This is a genomic window from Streptomyces sp. NPDC001222 (genome assembly GCF_042896945.1).
GTDB classification, from domain to species: domain Bacteria; phylum Actinomycetota; class Actinomycetes; order Streptomycetales; family Streptomycetaceae; genus Streptomyces; species Streptomyces gibsoniae.
In genome coordinates this window covers 152,310-168,437 of sequence record NZ_JBIAXT010000011.1, presented here as the reverse complement: position 1 = coordinate 168,437, position 16,128 = coordinate 152,310, and the positions used below count along the sequence as shown (strand labels likewise).

Sequence of the window (16,128 nt, the reverse complement as noted above, 5' to 3'; positions counted from 1 at the left end):
TTGACCACCCCCGAATCCAGCGAGCCGCGCGACGAGCGCGTTCCCGTCACCGTCCTGACCGGCTTCCTCGGCTCCGGCAAGACCACCCTGCTCAACCGCATCCTCACGGAGAACCACGGCCTGAGGATCGCCGTCATCGAGAACGAGTTCGGCGAGGTCGGCATCGACGACGCCCTCGTCCTCGACGCCGAGGAAGAGATCTTCGAGATGAACAACGGCTGCATCTGCTGCACCGTGCGCGGAGATCTCATCCGCATCCTCGGCGCGCTGATGCGCCGGCGCGAGAAGTTCGACCACATCCTCATCGAGACCACCGGTCTGGCCGACCCGGCGCCCGTCGCGCAGACCTTCTTCATGGACGACGAGATCGCCTCCCAGCTGCGTCTGGACGCCATCGTCACACTTGTCGACGCCGCGCATGTCCTCCAGCACCTGGACGAGGTCAAGCCGGCGGGCGTGGAGAACGAGGCCGTCGAGCAGATCGCCTTCGCCGACCGAATCGTCCTCAACAAGACCGACCTGGCCGACGAGAAGACGATCGCCGAGATCGAGACCCGTGTACGGTCGATCAACGCACCGGTGCAGATCCTGCGCGCCCAGCACGCCCGCATCGACCTGCACGAGGTGATGGACGTGGGCGCGTTCGACCTGGAGCGGGTGCTCGCCGACGACCCCGCCTTCCTCACCGAGACAGAGCACCAGCACGACACCACCGTCACCTCCGTCGGCATCGAGCTGGACGGCGAGCTCGACGAGGACCGACTCAACGCCTGGCTCGGCACCCTGCTGCGGACCAAGGGCGTCGACCTCTTCCGCTCCAAGGGCATCCTCGCCATCGCCGGGGCTCCCAGGCAGTACGTCTTCCAGGGCGTGCACATGCTGCTCGACGGCACCTTCGCACGCGACTGGCGCGAGGGCGAAACCCGCACGAACAAGCTGGTGTTCATCGGCCGCGACCTCGACCGTGAGGCCCTCGAACGCGGCTTCGCCGACTGCCTGGCCACGGCGGGAGCGGTCGCGTGAGCACGACGGTGGAGTCCCCGCTCGCCTGGGAAATCGGAGTCGACGACGCACCCGTCGCCATCAGTGCCCGGGGCGATCTGGTCGCGATCGCGGGGGCCGAGGGGACCGTGAAGGTCTTCGACGCGGCGATGGGTGCCGAGATCGGGTCGTTCGACCTTCCCGGAGGTGCACTCAAGGTCGCGCTCTCCCCGGATGCCGGGCACTTGGTGGCGACCGGCCCCACGGGATACGCGCTGTGGCGTCGTTCCGGCGGACGGACGACCGTACGGGAGACCGGTGCCTGGTCGGCCGCCACTGCCTGGGCGGACGGCGTGGGGGTCCCTCCGGCCGAGCGAAGCCGAGGCGGGGGGAGGGTCGCCGTCGCCTCCGGCCGTCGCGCGCTCGTACTCGACACGGACGGCGGCGAGTTGTGGCGCACGGAGCCCGCCGCGTCCACCGTCACCGACCTCGCCTGGATGCGGCAGGGGCGGCGCCTGGCCGTGGCGGCGTACGGAGCCGTGCGCTGTCACGAACGGCACACCGGGAAGCCGGTCGCCACCTACCCCTACGTCGGCTCGCACCTCGCCCTCGCCGTCGCGCCCACCGGCCGGTGGATCTGCAGCGGGAACCAGGACGCCTCCATCCACATCTGGAGAGCGCGCGACGGCGGTGAACTGACCATGTCCGGCTACCCGGAGAAGGTCTCCCGCCTCGCCTTCGACGACACCGGCTTCTGGCTGGCCGCCGACGGCGCACCCGACGTGACCGTGTGGGACTTCTCCGGAAAAGGCCCGGAGGGAACCGCCCCGCGCTCGCTGCGCTGCCACGAGACGGTCACCGCGCTCGCCTGGCGTCCCGGCGCCGCCGGGCACCTCGCCAGCGGCGGAGCGGACGGGACCGTAGCACTGTGGCACGCCACCGCCGGGCGGCCGCAGGCACGCCTGCGACCCGCACGCGAGCTGGCCGGCACCGGGGCTGCGGTCGCGGCACTGGCCTGGGCAGGCCCCCACCTGCTGGCTGTCGCCTGGCGGGACGGCCGGATCAGGACGTACGGCCTACCGTCCCGGACCGCACTGTGAACCGGTCCGTCGGGAACCGCTCGATGATCCAAGCGGCAGCGCCCCGGCCCTGCGCCCTGGTCGTGTGTCGGGGCTGCTGCTGCGGCAACCCGCGCAAGCACCCCGGCGCCGACCACGCCTGGCAGCTCGACCGGCTGCGCGCCGGCGCGGCGGAACACGGCTTCCAGGTCCGTACGACCGACTGCCTCGGCCCGTGCGACCAGGCCAACGTCATCGTCGTCCAGCCCTCCACCGCCGGTCGCCGGGCCGGGGCCCGCGCCGTCTGGGTCGGCTTCGCCATGGACGACGACTGCACCGATGAGCTGCTGCGCTGGGCGGCCGAGGGCGGCCCCGGCGTCGCCGCACCGCCGGCCACGCTGGAACTCCAGTTCATCCGCCCACCACGCGAGGCCCGCACCCGTGCACGCCGATGACGTCGAGACAGGCGGCGGCGTCCTCGCGGCCGCCTGCCTCGACGAGGCCACCGCCGCCTCCGTCGCCACCACTCTCCAGGCCCTCGCCACACCGTCGCGTCTGCTGATCCTCACCACTTTGCGGCAGCGCCCGTACCCGGTCGGCGAACTCGCCGCCGCCGTCGGCATGGAACAGTCCGCCGTCTCGCACCAACTGCGCCTGCTGCGCGCCCTCGGCCTGGTCACCGGTCGCCGCGACGGCCGCCGCATCGTCTACCGCCTCTACGACGACCACGTCGCCCAACTCCTCGACCAGGCCGTCCACCACATCGAGCACCTGCGCCTCGGCGTCCGCGACCTGAGCTGACGGCGCGTCCCGCCCGTCACGGAGGCCCCCTCCACGCCACACATGCAAGGATTGCTATATATTAACTTCGACGTGCATGGCCTGCGTCGCACTGACCGTAGGCCACCGACGAGCACACCCGGGAGCAGGACATGCCCACTGCCACCGAGCACCGCACGCACAACGACCACACCCACACCCACGGGGAGGGCTGCGGCCACGTCGCAGTCCCGCACGGCGACCACACCGACTACGTTCACGACGGCCACCTGCACAAGGTCCACGAGGGGCACGTCGACGAGTGCGCGAGCGCCGACCACGCCGCCCACGAGGGCCACGACCACCAGCACGGCGAAGGGTGCGGCCACGTGGCCGTGCCGCACGAGGGCCACGTCGACTACGTGCACGACGGCCACCGTCACGCCGCTCACGAGGGACACTGGGACGACCACTGACCCAGACCCCGCTGTACGGCTCCACGAAGCAGCTTCAGAAACCGACAATCATTTTCACATGCTAAGGTATGCATGTGACCATCCCTCCTCGCTCGGCGGCTTCGACGGACGAGCCGATGCACGCACTCCAGGCGGCTAGTGACCTTCTTCGGGCACTGGCCTCGCCCGTCCGTATCGGCATCGTGCGCGAGCTGTCCGAAGGCGGGAAGTACGTCCACGAACTGGTCGTCGCCCTCGGAGTGAGTCAGCCGCTCGTCTCCCAGCACCTCCGCGTCCTGCGCACCTCCCGCATCGTGACAGCGCGACGCAAGGCCCGGGAGATCCAGTACGTCCTCACCGACGACCACATCGCACACATCGCGCTGGACGCCATCCGGCACGCGCAGGAGTAGCCCGTCAGTTGAAGCCGGCGACCTGCCTGGCACGGAAGCCGCGCGGAGCGGGTCGGGCAGCGTACCGTCGTCGGGCATTCCGACCCGCGGCCGCGCCCCGACCACCTCGACATCAGCTTCGGTGACGAGCGGACCCAGGCCTGCGGCAGCCTCAGTGGCCCGCCTTCCCGGATACGGCTTCCTCACCCTCGCCGGGATCAGCGCCGCCGAGGCCACCCAGGCGGTCGGGTCCTTGCTCCTGCCCGGCCTGCTCGCCTCCCCCGCAGGCGCCGCGATCCGCCTGACCGACCGCCCGCACCGGGCATTCGCCCTCTCCGCCGGGCTGGCGGTACTGGAGATGTGGGCAGGGTTGCTGGTTTGGTAACGGAATTCGTTTTCATATAGCCTTCACTTCCGTTACCCCATCCAGGAGGACCCATGGCTGTTCCCAAGCGGAAGATGTCCCGCAGCAACACCCGCCACCGCCGCGCTCAGTGGAAGGCGGCCACGCCCACGCTTGTGCCGATCACCGTCGACGGAGTCTCGTACCTGGTGCCGCAGCACCTGGTGAAGGCGTACGAGCGCGGGCTGCTGCGCCCCAAGGGCTGACCGCCCATGTCGTACGCCCGATCCGACCGTCTGCCCGTCACCGTCCTGTCCGGATTCCTCGGCGCCGGCAAGACCACGCTCCTCAACCATGTCCTCGGCAACCGCGAGGGCCTGCGCGTCGCGGTCATCGTCAACGACATGAGCGAGGTCAACATCGACGCCGCCCTGGTGCGCGGCGGCGAGGCGGCCCTGTCGCGCACCGAGGAACGCCTGATCGAGATGACCAACGGCTGTATCTGCTGCACCCTCCGCGACGACCTGCTGGAAGAGGTCGACCGGCTGGCCCGCGAGGACCGCTTCGACTACCTGCTCATCGAGTCGTCCGGCATCTCCGAGCCCATGCCGGTGGCCGCGACCTTCGCGTTCGCCCGGGACGACGGGGCCACACTGGGCGATCTGGCCCGGCTGGACACCATGGTCACGGTCGTCGACGCGGCGAACTTTCTGACCGAGCTCGCGAGCGGGGACGAGCTGGTCGAGCGTGGCCTCGACCAGTACGAGGACGACGAACGCACGGTCAGTGACCTATTGATGGACCAGATCGAGTTCGCCGACGTCATCGTCCTCAACAAACTCGACCTGGTCGACGCGGTGGCCGCCGACCGGCTCCGGGCGACGCTCACCCGCCTCAACCCGGCCGCACGAATCGTCCCCGCCATCCACGGCCGCGTCCATGTCGGCGATGTCCTCGGCACCCGGCTCTTCGACCTGGAGCGGGCCCAACAGGCCCCGGGCTGGGTCATGGAGCTCAACGGCGACCACGTGCCCGAGACGGAGGAGTACGGCATCTCCTCCACCGTCTTCCGCTCCGACGTGCCCTTCCACCCCGGGAGGCTGTGGACCTTCGTGACCGAGCAGCTGGACAGTGGGGCCTACGGGCAGATCCTGCGCTCCAAGGGCTTCTTCACCCTGGCCAGCCGCCCGCACGTGACCGGCCTGTGGTCGCAGGCCGGGTCCGTGGCCCGCTTCGAACCGTCCGCCGCCCGCAACGCGGAGAGCCCCGACAGCCAGGAACTGGTCTTCATCGGAACTCACTTGCACGCGCACGCCTTGCAAACAGCCCTGAACGACTGCCTCATGGCGGACGGCGAAGACCGGCCTGCGACCGACCCGTTCCCCGCCTGGGACACCTACGGCGTCGACGACTCCTGCGAACACGAGCAGGCCACACTCGTGGCAGGGCCCTGAAGACCCCGGGTCGGGCGGTGGTCGCAGCCACGGCACCGCCCGGCCCGGTACGGGACCCAATCCGGGCGGCCGGCATCGCGAAGCACGATGTACAGCTGGCACGGTCCAGGAGACCGTGCTCATCCCGCTGTACGGGCGCGCGATGGAGAGCCGCAAGGAGCAGCCCGCTGCGCGATACCCGGGCCGGGGAGATCGTCGCGGCGATCGACAACGCCCGCGCCCGTTGGTTCGACCTCGACCTGCCCGAGGTGATCGGCCTGCGCAGAGCCGTTGTCCGGGAGCGCGAGGAGGACGTGCACCGGGCCCGACGAGCGGCGCAGGGAGAGCAGGTCCTGGCGCAGGATGACGACCGGATCGCCGGTCGCACCCTGCAACGCCCCGCCAGGCACCGCCGTCCCGGTGCCGGAGAGGCAGCGCTGGACGATGGGGTATCCCGTGTCCTGCGCCTGGATCGACACCGCGAGGACCACGGCACCTGGAGCAAGCCCCAGCAACTGGTCGACCACAGCACCGCGAACGCCGGGAGTGTTGCCGGTCACCACGCTCAGCAACCCCTTACTCACACCCTCAGTTGAGGTGGGCGACATGCCGCGGGGCCGGCGCCGACCGCAATCTGTCGGGCAGTGTGCCGTCGTCCGGCATTCCGGCCCGCAGCCACGCTCCGACCGCTGCGGCGTCGGCCACAGTGACAAGCGGCCCAAGACGCACGGCAGTTCCGGTGGGGCTTCGATCCGCCGTGCACGGCTGTACCGCAGCGCGCAGCCCGCGTCGGCCCGCGCAGTCGAGGACCTTCCGCAGGCATCCTGTGGAGATCATGACCCCATGGGGGCTGTCACGGACCACCCGGCGCAGCTCGTCCATCACCTGATCGGTGGCGGCCTCACACGAGGCGCAGACGGCAAGGGTGAAGGGATGGCCCCGACGGTTGCGTGCGGCGTCACTCATGCGTGCTCTCCTGCCGGATTTCGCGGTGGACGGCTTCCACTTCGGGCCCCATCTCTCGCATACGCACAGACGGCGTCCACGAGCACGCGGGGCTTTTGGGGCGTGGTCGTGCCGCCTTGAGCGAGGGGCACGGCTCAACGTGAGACGTGCCCCCCTGGCGCCCCTCCGTCAGCTCGGAGGCACTGGCGTCACCAGGACGACTTCGTGACACCGGGCAGGAAGCCCGCGTGCGCCTGCTCCCTCACTCGGACACGGGAAAGCCCGAACTTGCGCAGATGCCCCCGGGGGCGGCCGTCGACGCTGTCACGGTTGCGGACTCGGGTGGCGCTGGCGTCGCGCGGCTGCCGACGCAGTTCGGCGATCGCGGCACCGCGCTCCGCGTCCGTCGAAGAAGGACGTCGAATGATCTCCTTGAGTTCGGCACGCCGGGCGGCGTACCGCTCGACGACGGCCTTGCGCTTCTCGTTCTTCGCGATCTTGCTCCGCTTGGCCATCAGACCTTCCCTCCCCGGGCGCGGATGCGCGCGACAGCCCCTTCTACGCCGATGGTGTCGACGGTCTTGATTCCACGGGCGCTCAGCGTCAGCCGGACGTACCGGCCCTCGCTGGGCCGCCAGTACCGCTTGTGCTGGATGTTCGGGTTGAAGCGGCGAGAGGTGCGCCGGTGCGAGTGGGAGATGCGGTTGCCGAATACCGGTTGGGCGCCGGTCAGTTGACAGTGGCCGGACACGGGATGACCTGCCTCTCATGGAAGGGAGGTTATCGGTAATGGAAATCGTTCCTATATAGTAGCGCGTACGGCTCGTACCGACTCCCGACTCGGGACGCCAGCCAGGGACTCTCCGTGAGGATCTCCACTTGATCTGACTGTCCGTCAGTTACACTGGCGCCGTCACACACCGTGAGGGATCCTGTGATCAGCGTGAACGAATTCAATCGAAGGCCGCGACGTCACCTCGTGCTCGGTGCAGCACTGATCGCCGCGCTCGTCGTGCAGTCCTTTGCGCTCATCTCCGAGCAGGCGCAGATCGACGATCTGCAGGCTCATCAGATCGACGTCGGCCCCTCGGGACCGGCCGGCCCGACCGGGCCGGCCGGTCCCGAGGGCCTGCAGGGCAAGGACGGGAAAGACGGCAAGGACGGAAGAGACGGACACGACGGCCAGGACGGCCAGGACGGTCAGGACGGCCGAGAGGGCAGGGACGGAACGGCCGGCCGGGAGGGCAAGGACGGCACGGACGGCAAGGACGGGCAGAACGGGCAGAACGGCCAGAACGCCAGCGGCTCCCCGAGGCCGTCCGAGTCCCACAGACACCACAGGCACAGCTCCACCAGGGTGCTCCCGAACGACGTGCCGTCACCCCTGCCGTCTCCCTACCTCGACTCGGATCCCTTGCCGCCTGCCGCCACCCCGGCCGACGGCCCCCCTCCCCAGGGTCCCGACACCCCGCCGCCCGGCGGGACGCCGTGGGGCGACTTCGGGGCCCCGGGTGCGTGACGTCGAGGTGCGACGGGAGAGCCGGCGGGAGGCACGGGGCGCGTAGTCGTGGGGCGTCGCCCCGCGCCTCCCGCCTCCCCCGTCTCGCCCGCCTCCCCGCCTCCCCGTCCCGCCTGACCCGCCCGTCTCGCCCGTCTCGCCCGTCTCGCCCGTCTCGCCCCGGCAGCTTCCGCCCCAGCACCCGCGTCACCTCGCCCGCTGCCGCCCGGACGCCTTCTTTGCGGTCGTCTTCTTGGCTGCTGCATCCCTGCCCGCCAGTAGACCCCCCGGGCCCCACGGCCCGAGGGTGCGCGCGGGAGTGGGTGACGTCACACGGCGCGACCTTCGCCGAGCACGCTGATCCGCAAGGGACCTTGAGATTTGCCGGAGTCACGGGACGCGGGAGCCACTGGCGGGGACGGGTTGACACTCAAAAGTGTGAGTGGTTGAGTACTCACATGAGTAGCGCACGTCCCCGCCGGCTGTCCACCGCCGAAGAGCGCCGCGAGACGGTGCTGCGCACTGCGATCGGCGCCTTCGCCGCCCGGGGCTACTGGGGCACCACCACGACCGAGGTGGCGAAGGCGGCGGGCATCTCGCAGGCGTACGTCTACCGCCTGTTCCCGAACAAGGAGTTGCTGTTCACGGCGGTGGTCGAGCACTGCTTCGTACAGGTGAAGGCCGCCCTGGAGCGGGCCGCGGCCGACGCGAAGGGCAGTTCGGCGGAGGTGGTCCTGAAGGCCATGGGGGACGCGTACGCGAAGCTGATCAGCGACAACGACCTGATGCTGATCCAGCTCCACGCCCAGGCGGCGGCGGTGTCCGAGTCGGCGGTGCGCGAGGCGGTCCGCCAGGGGTACGCCCGACTGGTGGAGTACGTGCGCGGCGCCTCGGGCGGGACGGAGGCGCAGGTCCAGGAGTTCTTCGCGCGCGGCATGCTGTGCCACCTCATCGTCGCGATGGGCGCCGACGAGGTGGACGCCTCCTGGATCCGGACACTGTCGACCGGTATCAGGCACTACTGACGCCCGTCGCGACCGAGCGACCGGGCCGGCAGGCGGGGCGCACAGCCCCGCCGTACTTGGACCTTTGATGTGAATGGTTAACCACACAGGGAGCGCTGTGAAATCCACCGACGCCAGCTGCAGTCCCGGAGCCGCGCTCGTGGCCCTGGCCGGGGCGCAGTTCACCGTCATGCTGGCCACCTCGATCGTGAACGTGGCCCTGCCCCAGATCCGCGCCGGCTTGGGACTGTCGGACGGCGGCACCACCTGGGTCGTCAACGCCTACGGACTCGCCTTCGGGGCGCTGCTGCTGGCGGGCGGCCGGGCGGCGGACCTGCTGGGCCGCCGCAGAGTGCTGCTGGCCGGACTCGCGGTGTTCGGGGTCTCCTCGCTGATGGCGGGCCTGGCCACCTCGTCCACCGTGCTGATCGCGGCCCGGGCGGTACAGGGACTGGGCGCCGCGGCGATCGCCCCCGCCGCCCTGGCCCTGGTGATGGGACTGTTCCCGCCCGGTCCCGGCCGGGGCCGCGCACTGGGGGTGTGGGGGGCGGTGTCCGGGGCGGGAGGCGCGGCCGGAGTCCTCCTCTGCGGTGTCCTGACCCAGGCATGGGGCTGGTCGTGGATCTTCTACGTGGTCGCGATCGGTGCCTTCGCGGTCCTGGCCGCCGCTGCAGCGAGCGTGCCGAAGGCGGAGGTCACCGAGCGGGGGCGGTTCGACGCGCTGGGCACCGCCACCGTGACCCTGGCGCTCACCGCCCTGGTGTGGGGCCTGACGTCGGCCCGCAGCTCGGGCTGGACCGACACCAGGGTTCTCGGGGCCTTCGCCGTCACCGCTGTACTGCTGACCGGGTTCGTCCTGGTCGAGCGCCGCCACCCGAACCCGCTGCTGCCGCCCCGCCTGTTCCGCACCGGACGGGTCACCGTCGGCAACGTACTGATGGCGCTGCTGGGCTCGGTGTGGATCGCCCTGTTCTTCTTCCTGCCCCTCTACCAGCAACAGGTCCTCGGCCTGAGTCCGCTGGTCACCGGACTCGGCCAACTCCCGCTGGCCTTCGCCAACATGCTCGGCTCCACGCTGGCACCGCGGATCTCCCGTCGTATCGGCTCCACCGCGACCGTCACCGGCGCGCTGCTGACCGAGGGCGCCGGACTGCTCTGGCTAGCCGGCATCAGCGCTCACGGCAGCTACCTCACCGATGTACTCGGCCCCAGCGTCCTGATCGGCCTGGGCCTGAGCATCGCCTTCGTCCAGCTGACCGCCCTGTCCGTCGAGGGCGTCCCCCAGCAGGACGCCGGGCTGGCCGGCGGCCTGGTCAACACCACGCGGCAGGTCGGCGGCGCGATCGGACTGGCGGTGCTGGCCACCCTCGCCGGCACCACCACCGCCCATGCAGCCAACCACCACACGCACCTGGAAGCACTCACCGTTGGCTACCGCACCGCCTTCGGCATCTCCGCCGCCGTCCTCGTCGCCGCCGCCGCGCTCGCCCTGCTCCTCACCCGCCGCGCCGCGACCGGCCCTGCCGACGCAAGCCCGCGGCCGACCCCACAGCCCGCAGCCCGCGACCACCACTAACCGCCCGACCGAAACGCATCCGACAGCGCATCAACCAGCACAGCAACCGAGAGGAAACCCCGCCATGTTCACCATCGACGAGGCCGCCCCCGTCATCGTCCGTCTGTCCACCGTGATCGACGCCCCGCTGGAGCGGGTCTGGGCCCTGCACACCGACATCGACGCCTGGGCTGACTGGAACGCGGACGTCGAGCAGGCCAAGCTCGACGGCCCGCTGCTGCCCGGCACCTCCTTCCACTGGAAGACCCACGGCCTGGACATCACCTCCACCATCAGCGAGATCGTCCCCGGCGAGCGCCTGGTCTGGGGCGGCCCCGCGAACGGCATCGAGGGCGTCCACGTGTGGACCTTCGAGCGGACCGGCGACCAGGTCACCGTGCACACCGAGGAGTCCTGGAGCGGCGCCCCCGTCGAGGCCGCAGCCGCCGAACTCGGCCAGGCCCTGAACTCCTCCCTGACCACCTGGCTCGTCGCCCTCAAGTCCCGCGCCGAGCAGACCCACTGAATCCGCTCACCCTTCACGGAAACGAGGTTCCCGCCATGACCAGCACCGAGAAGCCCTACCTGATCGGCCACTACACCCCGGCCGTCGACGAGATCACCGCCACCGAGCTCACCGTCGAGGGCGCCCTGCCGCCGGAGCTGACCGGCCGGCTGATCCGCAACAGCCACAACCCCAAGCCCGGCGTCACCCCCACCCACTGGTTCAAGGGCAGCGGCATGGTCCACGGCATCCGCCTGTGCGAGGGCCGCGCCGAGTGGTACCGCAACCGCTGGGTGCGCACCCCCGCCCTGGACGGCGCCCCCTACATGACCGAGTACGGCCCGGACCTGACCGCCAGCACGGCCGGCACCCACGTCATCGAGCATGCCGGACGCCTGCTCGCCCTGTGCGAGGCAAACTTCCCCTTCGAGCTCACCCGGGACCTGGACACCGTCGGCGCCTACGACTTCGACGGCAAGCTGCGCAGCGCGATGACCGCGCACCCCAAGACCGATCCGGTCACCGGGGAGCTGCACTTCTTCGGCTCCTCGCCGTTCCCGCCGTACCTGATGTACTACGTCGCCGACGCCAAGGGCCAGGTCACGCACAGCGGCGAGGTGCCCGGGGCGACCGCCTCCCTCAAACACGACTTCGCCATCACGCGCCACTACGTGGTCTTCGTCGAGGGCACGGTCACCTTCGACCCGAACGAGCACTCCGGCATCCCCTACGGCTGGAACGACGCACAGCCCGCCCGGATCGGCGTGATGCCCCGCGCCCCGCAGGGCGCCGAGAAGATCCGCTGGTTCTCCATCGAGCCGGGCAACATGCTGCACGCCGGCAACGCCTACGAGGACGCCCAGGGCCGCATCGTCCTTGAGGGCCCTACCGTGGACAAGGAGGGCTTCCAGCTGTCCTGGAACTGGTGGGTCGGTGCCCCCGGCCGCGGCACCGAGCCCAACACCCGCTCCTACAACCGCCGTTGGGTCATCGACCTGAACTCCGGCAGCGTCGGGGAGCAGATCATCGACGACCTCGCCGTCGAATTCCCCACCCTCAACGAGGACTTCCTCGGCGCCGAGAACCGATACCAGTACGCGGTCTCCTTTCCCGACCAGGACGGCTACGGCGGCTACGGCATCGTCAAGTACGACCGCACGACCGGCACCCGCCGCATCCACCAGGCCGGCGACGCCCGCCTGCCCAGCGAAGCCGTGTTCGTGCCCGCCATCGGCGCCACCCGCGAGGACGACGGCTACCTGCTCACCGTCGTCTCCGACCTGAAGCAGGACGCCTCACAGCTTCTGGTCCTGGACGCCTCGGGCCTCGACCGGATCGCCACCGTCCACCTCCCGCGCCGCGTCACCGGCGGCATCCACGGCTCCTGGATCCCCGACGTCGACGCCGACGCCGCCAACAACTGAACCCCAGCGTCCGGGTACGGGGGACTCCACTCCCCCGGCCCGGCCGGCCCCGCACCGAACCATCTGCTCCCTGATATCACTGAAAGGCCAAGCGTCATGCGTTCGTTGACCGTGGCGAAGTTCGCCGCCACCACCACCGCCCTCCTCGTCTCCGTCGCCGTCTCCGTCTCCGTCTCCGTCTCCGCCACGGCCTACGCCCTCACCGACGACAAGCCCACCACCAAGGGCACCGTCCACGCCCTGCACACCGGCGATGTGCAGATCGACGAGACCGCGCCGGTCATCACCCGCGAGAACATCCTCATCCACGCCCCCCTGCACACCATCTGGAAGATCGAGACCGACGTCGAGAAGTGGCCCACCTGGCAGCCCGACGTCGAGACGGTCGTCAAGGACACCCCCGGCCCCCTGCGCCCCGGCTCCGTCTTCCGGTGGAGCACGGAGGGGCTGGACATCACCTCCACCGTCAGGCAGGTCGACCACGGCAGACGCCTGGCCTGGGGCGGCCCCGCCCAGGGAATCACCGCGATCCACGTGTGGACCTTCGCCCCGACCCGCGACGGCGTCCTCGTCCACACCGAGGAGTCCTGGACGGGAACGCCCGTCGTCGCCAACCAGGCCGCCCTACAGGCCGCCCTCGACAACTCCCTCCACAACTGGGTCAACAACCTCAAGGACCAGGCCGAGACCCAGGCCGCCAAGTAGCCCGCCCGGGTTCACCTGGCAGCAGGTCCGGAACCCGGACCTCCCCGGAAGGCAAGCACCCGATGTCGGTGGAAAAGGGCTCCTCACGGTCCGCGTCCTGGCTGTCCTGACGATGGTGGCCGGCCTGGCAACCGACTGGATCGGCGTCCTGCGCCTGCGCCACGCCACCAACCTCGCCGAGGCCCGCAGGGGCATCAACAGCCTCGAGACATCGGCCGCCTGACCGTACTGGCCACCGGACTACGGCTGGCCATCGACGCCCGGCCCTGGCGGGGCTGGATCGTCGCCGGCCTCGTCGACCGGACCGCGCTCGTCGCCCTCGGCGAACCTCTGACCGGCAAGGACCTCCGCAAGTTGGACGGTAGTACCTGTCTGGCTCCCCTCGACCGGTTCAGCAAAAGCGTGTTGCACCACTGCCTGGGCTTTTCGCCCACGCGGCGGTGCCGGATCGGTGTCCGACACCGCCGGGTTCGTCCTTCAGCCGCTGCTCTGGCCGCTTCCGCTCGCCTCGCTGATCTCGATGCGGCGCGGTTTCGTGACCTCTGCCTTGGGGACGGTGATCGTGAGGATGCCGTCCCGCATGTCGGCCGTGATCTTGTCCGTGTCGACCTCTCCGGGCAACTGGAGCCGGTATTCGAAGGATCCGGTGCGGCGGGTGCTGCGGCGCAGGACGCCCTTGCGTTCCTTTTCCTTGATCTCTCCGGTGACCACCAGTTCCTGGCCGTTGGCCTCGACGTCGACGTCCTTGCTCTTGATGCCCGGGAGTTCGATTTCGACGTGGAAGGCGTCGTCGGATTCCGTGACGTCCGCGAGGGGGGCCCACGCGGCGGCGGGCGCTGCGGTGCCGACCGTGGATTCGAGCAGCCCGCTCATCTCACCGAGCAGTTGGTCGAACTCGGTCAGGGGGTTGCGTGTCCAGCCGACGGGCCTGCCCTGTATCGCGCCACCGCCGTGACGCCGGACGGGCGTGGTCATGTCCATCGCCTCCTTCTCTCTTTTTGGCGATCTCATCGGCCGCCCTTTCAGGCGAGCCATGCGGACTCCTTGGGGCGGGTTCGAGGTGAACTGTCCGAGCCGCCGGGTGTGGCCGTGCGGCTCAGGTACCGGTGGACGAGGTGGATGGCCATCGCGCCCTCGCCGACCGCGGACGCCACCCGTTTAACCGAGCCGCTGCGGACGTCGCCGGCCGCGAAGACACCAGGCAGGCTGGTCTCCAGGGTCAGGCAGTTGCGGCCCTGGCTCTGCCACAGTCCCGGGACGGAGCAGGTCTGGGCCTCGGACCCGGTGAGCACGAATCCCTGCGCGTCAAGGCCGAGCGTGCCGGACAGCCACTTGGTGTTGGGGTCCGCCCCGGTGAAGACGAACAGGGCACGAGCTGGGATGCGGTCGTGCTCACCTGACCGGTGGTCGACCACCTCGACCGCGTCCAGCACCTGGTCGCCGATCGCCCGGGTGACCTCGCTGTGCAGCAGCACCTGCACTCGTGGGTGGCGCTCGATCTGGTCGATCAGGTAGCGGGACATGTGGATGGCGAGATCGGGCCCGCGCACGAGCAGGTACACCTTTGGCGCGTAACCGGCGAGGAACAGTACGGCCTGGCCCGCGGAGTTGCCGCCGCCGACCACCGCCACGGGGTCGGTGCGGCACTGCTGCGCTTCGTAGACGGTCGCCGAGTAGTGGACGCTTGTACCCTCCAGTCGTTCGATGCCAGGCGCGCGGAGGCGGCGGTAGCGGGCTCCGGTGGCCAGCAGGACGGTGCGGGCGGCGATCTCGGTGCCGTCGGCGAACGTCACCGTGTAGTGGCCGTCATGCGGCTCGAGCCGGGTCGCTTCCGCCGGTACGGTGATCCGGGCTCCGAACTTGTTCGCCTGAAGCACTCCGCGCTCGGTGAGTTCGGCGCCGGAGATACCCGAGGGGAAGCCGAAGCAGTTGTCGATGCGCGAGGACGTCCCGGCCTGGCCGCCGGTGGCGATCGCTTCGACCACGGTCGTGCTGAGGCCCTCGGAGGCGGCGTTCACCGCGGCGGCGAGGCCGGCGGGGCCGGAGCCGACGATGAGGAGGTCGCCGAAGCCCTTTTGGGCGGGCAACGGCGGCAGGCCGATGAGCCGGGCGAGTTCGGCGTTGCTGGGGTTGCGCAGCAGGGTGGTGTCCCGCCAGATGACCAGGGGTGTCTCCTCCGGTCCGATGCCGAAGCGGCGCAGCAGCGCCTCGGCCTCCTCGTCCGTCTCCAGGTCGATCCAGCGGTGCGGCAGCCGGTTGCGGGAGGCGAACTCGCGCAGCCGCCGGGTGTCGGCCGAGTAGCGCGAGCCGATGATGCGGAATCCGGCGCCTTGCCCGACGAGCAGGGCCCGGCGGCCCAGACAGGCACGCAGCACCAGATCGCCGATGGTGGAGTCCCGGGTCACCAGGTCGCGCAGCTGGTCCATGGACAGGACGAGGACTTCTCCGGGGTCCCTGACCACAGCCGTGTAGAAGGCCACCTGTCCGTGCAGGAGACCGAGTTCGCCGATGAAGCGGCCGGGGCCGTGCACGCGCAGCAGGTGTTCGTCGGGCGTGCCGTAGTCCTCGACGATGGCGACGGAGCCCGTGAGGACGACGTAGAACGTCTCGCAGCGTTCCCCTTCCCGGATCAGCACCTCATCGGATTCCACCGCACGCCGCCTGCCGCGCTCGGCCAGGCGGGCGATCTGGTCGTCCGACAGGCGGGGGTAGGCGCCGTAGACGTCCGGGCTCTCGAACGGGACGGCCTCTCCCGCATCGTCCGGCGCCGATGTGCCGCGCGGCCGTGTCTCGTCGCCGGACATCAGACGAACGCCTCGTGGACGAAGCACCACCGCCAGTCCTCGCCGGGCTCCATGGACGCCACGATCGGGTGGCCGTCGTCGCCGGCGTGGCGGCGTGCGTGGCGGTTGGGGGAGGAGTCGCAGCAGCCGACGTGCCCGCAGGTCAGGCAGAGTCTCAGGTGGACCCAGGGGGAGCCGAGGCGGAGGCACTCCTCGCAGCCCTCGAGGGTGTGCGGCCGGACGGGCCGTACGAGGGCGAGGTGGGGGTCGGCGCGCAGGGTCATCGGG

The 16,128-nt window shown here is 70.4% G+C and carries 21 protein-coding genes; 15 read left to right on the top strand and 6 right to left on the bottom strand.

Translation table 11 applies throughout. The features are described from left to right. From ACFY2Z_RS17650 to ACFY2Z_RS17610, 9 genes are all read left to right on the top strand, one after another. Positions 1-1,023, top strand: coding sequence for a CobW family GTP-binding protein (locus ACFY2Z_RS17650; RefSeq protein WP_390745049.1), 1,023 nt, complete (start codon positions 1-3; stop codon positions 1,021-1,023). Continuing rightward, positions 1,020-2,081 (top strand): WD40 repeat domain-containing protein, encoded by a 1,062-nt coding sequence (locus ACFY2Z_RS17645; protein WP_390745048.1) that lies wholly within the window; start codon positions 1,020-1,022, stop codon positions 2,079-2,081. The genes ACFY2Z_RS17650 and ACFY2Z_RS17645 overlap by 4 nt, the downstream gene beginning before the upstream one ends. A 23-nt stretch (positions 2,082-2,104) precedes the next feature. Further along, on the top strand, positions 2,105-2,494 hold the full coding sequence (locus ACFY2Z_RS17640) for a (2Fe-2S) ferredoxin domain-containing protein (protein WP_390745047.1): 390 nt from the start codon (positions 2,105-2,107) through the stop codon (positions 2,492-2,494). Beyond that, a complete protein-coding gene (locus ACFY2Z_RS17635) occupies positions 2,481-2,840 on the top strand; it encodes an ArsR/SmtB family transcription factor (RefSeq protein ID WP_390745046.1) in 360 nt (119 codons plus the stop codon). Before ACFY2Z_RS17640 ends, ACFY2Z_RS17635 begins: the two co-directional genes overlap by 14 nt. Before the next feature lie 131 nt (positions 2,841-2,971). Beyond that, entirely contained in the window at positions 2,972-3,274 is a 303-nt protein-coding gene (locus ACFY2Z_RS17630) for a hypothetical protein (protein WP_390745045.1), read from the top strand. A gap of 68 nt (positions 3,275-3,342) precedes the next feature. Then, positions 3,343-3,666 (top strand): ArsR/SmtB family transcription factor, encoded by a 324-nt coding sequence (locus tag ACFY2Z_RS17625; protein WP_390745044.1) that lies wholly within the window; start codon positions 3,343-3,345, stop codon positions 3,664-3,666. Positions 3,667-3,820: 154 nt separating this feature from the next. Further along, entirely contained in the window at positions 3,821-4,030 is a 210-nt protein-coding gene (locus ACFY2Z_RS17620) for a metal ABC transporter permease (RefSeq protein WP_390745043.1), read from the top strand. Between the two features lie 53 nt (positions 4,031-4,083). Next, the gene (rpmF, locus tag ACFY2Z_RS17615; RefSeq protein WP_390745042.1) at positions 4,084-4,254 is read left to right on the top strand and encodes a 50S ribosomal protein L32; all 171 of its coding nucleotides are present in this window, start codon (positions 4,084-4,086) and stop codon (positions 4,252-4,254) included. Between the two features lie 6 nt (positions 4,255-4,260). Further along, complete coding sequence (locus ACFY2Z_RS17610; RefSeq protein WP_390745041.1) at positions 4,261-5,442, top strand: GTP-binding protein; 1,182 nt, start codon at positions 4,261-4,263, stop codon at positions 5,440-5,442. 119 nt (positions 5,443-5,561) lie between these two features. On the opposite strand, the gene ACFY2Z_RS17605 is transcribed toward ACFY2Z_RS17610, so the two are convergent. From ACFY2Z_RS17605 to rpmB, 3 genes are all read right to left on the bottom strand, one after another. Further along, positions 5,562-5,984: a hypothetical protein gene (locus ACFY2Z_RS17605; protein WP_390745040.1), complete on the bottom strand. Its 423-nt coding sequence runs from the start codon at positions 5,982-5,984 to the stop codon at positions 5,562-5,564. Positions 5,985-6,575: 591 nt separating this feature from the next. Beyond that, positions 6,576-6,881 (bottom strand): 30S ribosomal protein S14, encoded by a 306-nt coding sequence (gene rpsN, locus ACFY2Z_RS17600; protein ID WP_390745039.1) that lies wholly within the window; start codon positions 6,879-6,881, stop codon positions 6,576-6,578. Beyond that, on the bottom strand, positions 6,881-7,117 hold the full coding sequence (gene rpmB, locus ACFY2Z_RS17595) for a 50S ribosomal protein L28 (RefSeq protein WP_390745038.1): 237 nt from the start codon (positions 7,115-7,117) through the stop codon (positions 6,881-6,883). Before rpmB ends, rpsN begins: the two co-directional genes overlap by 1 nt. A 228-nt stretch (positions 7,118-7,345) precedes the next feature. Between rpmB and ACFY2Z_RS17590 the strand changes: the two genes are divergently transcribed. The 6 genes from ACFY2Z_RS17590 (at position 7,346) to ACFY2Z_RS17565 (ending at position 13,057) form a co-directional block, all read left to right on the top strand. Beyond that, positions 7,346-7,885 (top strand): hypothetical protein, encoded by a 540-nt coding sequence (locus ACFY2Z_RS17590; protein WP_390745037.1) that lies wholly within the window; start codon positions 7,346-7,348, stop codon positions 7,883-7,885. A gap of 437 nt (positions 7,886-8,322) precedes the next feature. Then, entirely contained in the window at positions 8,323-8,889 is a 567-nt protein-coding gene (locus tag ACFY2Z_RS17585; RefSeq protein WP_390745036.1) for a TetR/AcrR family transcriptional regulator, read from the top strand. 97 nt (positions 8,890-8,986) lie between these two features. Beyond that, positions 8,987-10,444, top strand: coding sequence for a DHA2 family efflux MFS transporter permease subunit (locus tag ACFY2Z_RS17580; RefSeq protein WP_390745035.1), 1,458 nt, complete (start codon positions 8,987-8,989; stop codon positions 10,442-10,444). A 64-nt stretch (positions 10,445-10,508) separates the two neighbouring features. Continuing rightward, positions 10,509-10,949 carry an SRPBCC family protein gene (locus ACFY2Z_RS17575; RefSeq protein WP_390745034.1) on the top strand — a complete coding sequence of 147 codons (441 nt, stop codon included), beginning with the start codon at positions 10,509-10,511 and terminating at the stop codon, positions 10,947-10,949. A 35-nt stretch (positions 10,950-10,984) separates the two neighbouring features. Continuing rightward, entirely contained in the window at positions 10,985-12,352 is a 1,368-nt protein-coding gene (locus ACFY2Z_RS17570) for a carotenoid oxygenase family protein (protein ID WP_390745033.1), read from the top strand. A 96-nt stretch (positions 12,353-12,448) separates the two neighbouring features. After that, positions 12,449-13,057 carry an SRPBCC family protein gene (locus ACFY2Z_RS17565; RefSeq protein ID WP_390745032.1) on the top strand — a complete coding sequence of 203 codons (609 nt, stop codon included), beginning with the start codon at positions 12,449-12,451 and terminating at the stop codon, positions 13,055-13,057. Between the two features lie 477 nt (positions 13,058-13,534). On the opposite strand, the gene ACFY2Z_RS17560 is transcribed toward ACFY2Z_RS17565, so the two are convergent. The 3 genes from ACFY2Z_RS17560 to ACFY2Z_RS17550 are packed head-to-tail and all read right to left on the bottom strand — an operon-like array spanning position 13,535 to position 16,124. Then, complete coding sequence (locus ACFY2Z_RS17560; RefSeq protein WP_390745031.1) at positions 13,535-14,032, bottom strand: Hsp20/alpha crystallin family protein; 498 nt, start codon at positions 14,030-14,032, stop codon at positions 13,535-13,537. Positions 14,033-14,079: 47 nt separating this feature from the next. After that, positions 14,080-15,861 (bottom strand): FAD-dependent oxidoreductase, encoded by a 1,782-nt coding sequence (locus tag ACFY2Z_RS17555; RefSeq protein WP_390745030.1) that lies wholly within the window; start codon positions 15,859-15,861, stop codon positions 14,080-14,082. Further along, the gene (locus ACFY2Z_RS17550) at positions 15,861-16,124 is read right to left on the bottom strand and encodes a UBP-type zinc finger domain-containing protein (RefSeq protein WP_390745029.1); all 264 of its coding nucleotides are present in this window, start codon (positions 16,122-16,124) and stop codon (positions 15,861-15,863) included. The genes ACFY2Z_RS17555 and ACFY2Z_RS17550 overlap by 1 nt, the downstream gene beginning before the upstream one ends. Positions 16,125-16,128: the final 4 nt, after the last annotated feature.